The organism is Pantoea sp. R102, from assembly GCF_004916815.1.
GTDB classification, from domain to species: Bacteria; Pseudomonadota; Gammaproteobacteria; order Enterobacterales; family Enterobacteriaceae; genus Pantoea; species Pantoea dispersa.
In genome coordinates this window covers 1-2,194 of the sequence record NZ_SDFT01000276.1, presented here as the reverse complement: position 1 = coordinate 2,194, position 2,194 = coordinate 1, and the positions used below count along the sequence as shown (strand labels likewise).

Below are 2,194 nucleotides of genomic sequence, written 5' to 3'. Positions count from 1 at the left end.
TTAGGGTGAGGGCCAGCACGCAGACGGGAGCTCGCTTGCCCCCTCATCCCCCGCCTTCTCCCGCCAGCGGGAGAAGGAGCCAACCAAGCGAGTGTTGAGGTGAAGCGCAGGTCTGCAAAACCGCACCGAGCGGTTCCCTCTCCCGCGTGCGGGAGAGGGTTAGGGTGAGGGCCAGTGAGAGAAAGTCAGGGTGAGTCCAGCGCGCGCGCACTCGAACTACAGCGACGCGCCCACTACCGTTGCGCTTTGCCGCGCCTGATACTGTTTCACCATACGGCCAATCAGCAGCGTGCCTACCAGACCGCACACCGCGGCGAACGACAGCCAGACGCCCGGCATCGCTTTATCGCCAGTAGCATGAATCAGATAGCTCGAAATCGCCGGCGTAAAACCGCCGAACAGCGCGGTCGCCAGGCTGTAAGCCAGCGAAAAGCCCGAAGCACGTACTTCAGCGGGCATGATCTCCGCCAGATACACCACCATCGCGCCGTTATAGCTGGCATACAGGAACGATAACCACAGCTCCGCTTCCACCAGGTGCGCGAAGGTCGGCGATCCTACCAGCCCGTGCAGCACCGGCCAGGTCGTCAGGATCATCAACACGGTAAAAGTAATCAGCAGCGGTCGCCTTCCGACGCGGTCCGACAGCGCGCCCATCACCGGCAGCCAGAACAGGTTGGAGATGCCGACAAACAGCGTCACGAGGAAGCTCTGTTTGTCACTCATCATCAGCACGGTTTTACCAAAGGTCGGGGTGAATGCGGTGATCATGTAGAACATCACCGTGGTGGTGACCACCATCAGCATGCCGGCCAGCACCAGCGCCCAGTTTTGTCCCACTGAACGCACAATCTGGCCCATCGACGGGTGCGATTTGCGCTGGCTGAACGCTTCGGTCTCTTCCAGCATGCGGCGAATCCAGAACAGGAACGGCACAATCAGACAGCCAACCACAAACGGAATACGCCAGCCCCATTCAGTCACCGCGTCCTTCGCCAGCAGATGATTAAGCCCCAGTCCCAGCAGCGCGGCAAAGATTACCGCTACCTGCTGGCTGCCCGACTGCCAGCTGACGTAAAAACCTTTGCGGCCTTTGGGGGCCACTTCAGACAGATAAACCGAGACGCCGCCCAGCTCCACGCCCGCCGAGAAACCCTGCAGCAGGCGACCCAGCAGAATCAGAATCGGTGCCGCCGCGCCCAGCGTGGCATAGCCTGGTACCAGCGCGATAGTCAGCGTACCGAGCGCCATCAGGCCGAGCGTCAGCAGCAGCCCTTTGCGCCGCCCATGATGGTCAATGTAGGCCCCCAGTATAATCGCCCCGAGCGGACGCATCAGGAAGCCGGCGCCAAAGGTCATCAGCGTCAGCATCAGCGAAGCAAACGGATCGTCGCCCGGGAAAAAGGTTTTTGCAATGGCGGTGGCGTAGTAGCCAAACACCATAAAATCGTACATCTCAAGAAAGTTACCGCTGGTAACGCTAAAGATGGTTTTGGCACCGCCCTGCGATGACTTTTGTAAAGCGTGACTTGAGCTCATATCGTCCTTCCTAGTTTTTCTCCTGTTTTAGCCTGCCGGCGCGTGAATAGATGTGATCCTGTTCACCATTGCACTTTACAAAAGTACAAACAAAGGTAACAAACAGTTAACACGACCGGTCCGATCAGCTTATGAGGAAAGTTAATAATTCTGGGCTTTCCAGGTGACAGGTGCAGCACAGACTATCGACTTTACGAGTGGTATAAATTCAGCGATATCAATCCCCAACAAACAATATCATGAGCCATATCCCACTCTTTTTAATGCCTTTTTCATTAGCAGAACTTATTAAGATCAGTCTTAGAAACGAGACGATTCTGGTACATGCCGCCATCCCCTCCCCCTTTATGCTGGGCAGGCAACGGTAATCACGCCGTTGTTGATTTTGGTGGAGAATACTTATGCTAACACCTCTCAGCTTTGACCCCTTTTCATCCATTAATACCTTGCGAGTGGGCACACCTTATCCGCTGCTGAGCGGCAGCCTGCCGGCGCAGGCCGGTGAAATCATTGAATTCATTATCAATGATCACCACTACAGCACGCCGATTGCCGCCGACGGCAGCTGGTCATTTCAGCCGCCGTTCTCGCTGAGCGAAGGCAGCCACGACATGATGGCGCGCATCGGCGACAGCGGCGAACCGCATCCGTTCGC

General features: G+C 56.7%; 1 protein-coding gene and 1 pseudogene. One reads left to right on the top strand and one right to left on the bottom strand.

Annotated features, from left to right (window positions below; genetic code table 11):
• Window positions 1-216: 216 nt before the first annotated feature.
• On the bottom strand, window positions 217-1,539 hold the full coding sequence (locus tag ERD80_RS21610) for an MFS transporter (protein WP_136548490.1): 1,323 nt from the start codon (window positions 1,537-1,539) through the stop codon (window positions 217-219).
• A 401-nt stretch (window positions 1,540-1,940) separates the two neighbouring features.
• On the opposite strand from ERD80_RS21610, the pseudogene ERD80_RS21605 reads away from it, so the two are divergent.
• Window positions 1,941-2,194 (top strand): annotated as a pseudogene (locus ERD80_RS21605) (Biofilm associated protein A); the annotation flags it as partial.